The 3,317-nt window shown below is 62.3% G+C and carries 3 protein-coding genes and 1 tRNA gene; 2 read left to right on the top strand and 2 right to left on the bottom strand.

Annotation, left to right across the window (positions count from 1 at the left end; translation table 11 throughout):
* Positions 1 to 1,039, top strand: a 1,039-nt coding sequence (locus ACR2JI_RS12505; protein ID WP_526390394.1) for an FAD-dependent oxidoreductase, incomplete at its 5' end; no start/stop codon positions are given.
* An 80-nt stretch (positions 1,040 to 1,119) separates the two neighbouring features.
* On the opposite strand, the gene ACR2JI_RS12500 is transcribed toward ACR2JI_RS12505, so the two are convergent.
* Complete coding sequence (locus tag ACR2JI_RS12500; protein ID WP_526390393.1) at positions 1,120 to 1,548, bottom strand: hypothetical protein; 429 nt, start codon at positions 1,546 to 1,548, stop codon at positions 1,120 to 1,122.
* A gap of 448 nt (positions 1,549 to 1,996) precedes the next feature.
* Here ACR2JI_RS12500 and ACR2JI_RS12495 point away from each other — a divergent pair, with 448 nt between their 5' ends.
* The gene (locus tag ACR2JI_RS12495) at positions 1,997 to 3,136 is read left to right on the top strand and encodes a ligand-gated ion channel (protein ID WP_526390392.1); all 1,140 of its coding nucleotides are present in this window, start codon (positions 1,997 to 1,999) and stop codon (positions 3,134 to 3,136) included.
* 65 nt (positions 3,137 to 3,201) lie between these two features.
* Here ACR2JI_RS12495 and ACR2JI_RS12490 read toward each other — a convergent pair.
* Positions 3,202 to 3,275, bottom strand: a tRNA-Gly gene (locus ACR2JI_RS12490).
* Positions 3,276 to 3,317 lie beyond the last annotated feature (42 nt).

Raw genomic sequence — 3,317 nt, 5'->3', positions numbered from 1 at the left:
GCACGACGAGTTGGGATTAGGGGAGCGCTTCGCCGCCCTGCCCAAGAGCATCATCGAACGCGCGGATTCCGATGTCGGGGGACACCCGCGGACTGTCGTCGATTTCAGCCGCCTTCGTCACCCCCACCCCTACGTCGCGATGGTGCCGCAATGGGATCTGCTGAACCTGCTGGCCGAGGCCGCCGCCGTCGAGCCCACCTTCACCCTGCGGATGAATTGCGAAGCAACCGGATTGCTGCGTGAAGGCGACAAGGTGGTCGGTGTGCGTTACCGCAGCCCCGACGGACCGGGGGAGTTGCGCGCCCAGCTCACCGTGGCCTGCGACGGCCGGACCTCGGTACTGCGGCAGGCCGCCGGGCTGACCGCCACCGAGTACCCGGTCCCGTTCGATATCTGGTGGTTTCGGCTGCCTCGCCACCACGACGGACAGTACTCACTCATCCCGCGCACCGCCGACGGTCACACACTGATCATGATCCCGCGTGAAAGCTACTTCCAGATCGCCTACTTCATCCCCAAGGGCGCCGATGAAGAGTTGCGCGCCGAGGGCCTTTCGGCCTTCCGCCACAATCTGAGCACGCTCATCCCCGAGATCCCCACGGATTCGTTGGTGTCCTGGGACGAGGTCAAACTCCTCGACGTCCGACTCAACCGCCTCGACCGCTGGTACACCGACGGCCTGCTGTGCATCGGCGACGCCGCCCACGCCATGTCCCCGGCCGGCGGCGTCGGGATCAACCTGGCCATCCAGGACGCCGTCGCCGCCGCACGGATACTCGCAGCACCACTGCGCGCCCACCGGTTACGCACCCAAGACCTCGCCGCTGTGCAACGGCGACGCACTCTGCCCACCGTCGTCACCCAGGGGTTTCAGCGCGCCATGCATCGCGGCATGTCCCGCCAATCCGGTCACGACATCCAACCGCCCGCTGCGCTCGCTGCCGTCTCCCGCCGGCTACCGGGCCTGTCGGTGATACCGGCCTACCTCGTCGGCGTCGGTCTGCGCCCCGAACGCGCGCCAGCTTTCGCCCGCCGCTGAGTGAAGCCGTGGAACCCGCGCAGCTACGAGGGTGGACACCGACATGCTGACGTTCACCGCCGACAGGCGCTACGCCGGCCTCAGCTGTTCACCGTGAGATCATCGGCCTCGGCTCGGGCCAGCGTCGCATCCAGCACGGCGTACTCGGCTTCATCGATAGCGGCAAGGGCGAATTCCACAGCAGATGCCGCGTAGTTCTCCGCCAACTCGGCATTGCGCAACACTGCATTCAGTTCCAGCTCGGCCCCTTTGGCTGCCACCGCATCCTGCAGGTGCTGCACGTGGGCGTTCCAGTTCGCCTTGGCTGTCTGCCACCGCGCCGACACCTCGTCGCCGATCTCGTCGGTCTTGTCGGTCAGATCCCCGGCCCGCTTGACGGCACGCGCATGGGCCTTCTCGACCTGCGCCCGAAGGTCGGCGCGCCGCTTGGCGTCGGCACTCTTGATATTGTCCTCAACCTGCTTGATGCGCTCACTGACTTTCGAGAACTTATCGTGTTGCGTTGACATACAGCTGAACTCCTTATTGTTGTAGGAATCGAATCTCCTGATGCTTTATAACGTTGCGGGATAACGCATTCCGAGGTCAATTGCCGATGCGCAGAGCGGAGCCCGGACGTAGTTTTTCCACAACTGAGTTGATATCAAATAGGTTGATTAATGTCAATTGAGTTGATGATCTAGGCATAGGTGTGGCCGACGCTAACTTCGACGGCCGACGGGTTCCGACGGGTTCCGACGGCCAGATGGGCGATACCTGCGCGCGAACCGACGCGTGCATGGGCTGCTCGAAGTTGCCCGACATCCAATGCAGTCGACATCCCAACAGGTATCATGCAACTTGATATCAATCATCTTGTTGGTCTAGATTGTCGTCGCAGCCAGGCGATCGCCGATATGGGGTAGGACGCTGACAGCCGCGGATTGTCGTGGTGGGCGGGATCTTCGGAAGGAAAGCATGTCCCTCTCGTTCAGTTCTCCGCTGATCGCCCGGGCCGGCGCGAGAGGTCCGGAACGCCGGAGTTCGCAACGAATTCCCACGGCTGCGGTTCGGATGCTGCTCGCGCTGATCGCTGTCCTGGCTATCCCACTGGGCCTGCCGGCCTCTGCCCACGCCGACACCGGCCCCGACACCGACCCCGAAAAAGTGACCGTCGGTGTCTACATCAACGACCTGCAAGACATCAACCTGTCCTCGGAGAGCTTCACCGCCGACATCTACCTGTGGATGCGCTGGAAGGACCCGACGATCGACCCCTCGACATCGATTGAGGTCATGAATTCCAACGGCACGCAGAACACCACGTCCTCGACGTCAGGTGGGCTTGAAGGCGAACCCATCGCCCCCACCCCCGCGGACTTGTCCGACGGTTCGAAATACCAGGTGCTCCGCTACCAGGGCGTGTTCAGCCGCAAGATGAGCCTGAAAAAATACCCGTTCGACACCCAGGTCCTCGAGATGGTGTTTGAGGATAAGTTGAGGGACACCTCGCAGCAGGTTTACGTGCCCGACAGCAACCCGATCAGCGTCAACGACTCCGGTTCCTTGACCATCCCCGGCTACGCCCTCGGGGAACCGTCGTTTCGGGTTGTGGGTCACAAATACCCGACCAACTTCGGTGACCCGACGGCCAACCCGCAAACCCAGTTCTCACGCATCGTCATCGCGGTGCCGGTTACCCGCGACGTTCTGCCCTATCTGGTGAAACTCAGGCTGCCGATCTTCATCGTCGTTCTCATCACCGCGCTGGTCTACCTGCTGCCGGCCCGCCTGGAAGAGTCCCGGACCGACATCGGGGTGGTCGCGATGCTCACCCTCGTGGCGTTGCAGTGGAATTCCGACAGCAGTCTGCCGTCGGTGGAGTATCTGACGCTGCTCGACGTGGTCTACATCATCTCGATGGTCTATGTCCTCGCGGCGATGGGTTACGCCGTGCTGGCCAGTCGCCGAAACCTGGCCGAGAGGGCCCAGGCGCTCTCAGTCTCGCTGGATCGGCGTAACGGAATCGTCTCCCTCATCGCCTATCTTGTGATCTTGGCAGTCGTGATGATCTATTACCTCAACCAGCACTACAACGCGCTCAACCAATACATGTGAAGCTCTCATCCGGAGGCTGGACCCGTGGTCAACCCCACCCTTACCCAGATCGCCGCTGGTCAAAGTGGAGCCGATGACGGGAATCGAACCCGCGTATTCAGCTTGGGAAGCTGATGTTCTGCCATTGAACTACATCGGCATGGCAAGCCAACGATAGCAATCCCGATACGCTCGTCGGGTG

The organism is Mycobacterium sp., assembly GCF_051006775.1.
Taxonomy (GTDB): domain Bacteria; phylum Actinomycetota; class Actinomycetes; order Mycobacteriales; family Mycobacteriaceae; genus Mycobacterium.
The sequence above is the reverse complement of the archived record's forward strand: the minus strand, read 5'-3'. Positions and strand labels throughout refer to the sequence as shown.

Coding starts and splice junctions, on each gene's coding strand:
- ACR2JI_RS12500 (WP_526390393.1), bottom strand. CDS start 1,548: ATGTCAACGCAACACGATAAGTTCTCGAAAGTCAGTGAGCGCATCAAG.
- ACR2JI_RS12495 (WP_526390392.1), top strand. CDS start 1,997: ATGTCCCTCTCGTTCAGTTCTCCGCTGATCGCCCGGGCCGGCGCGAGA.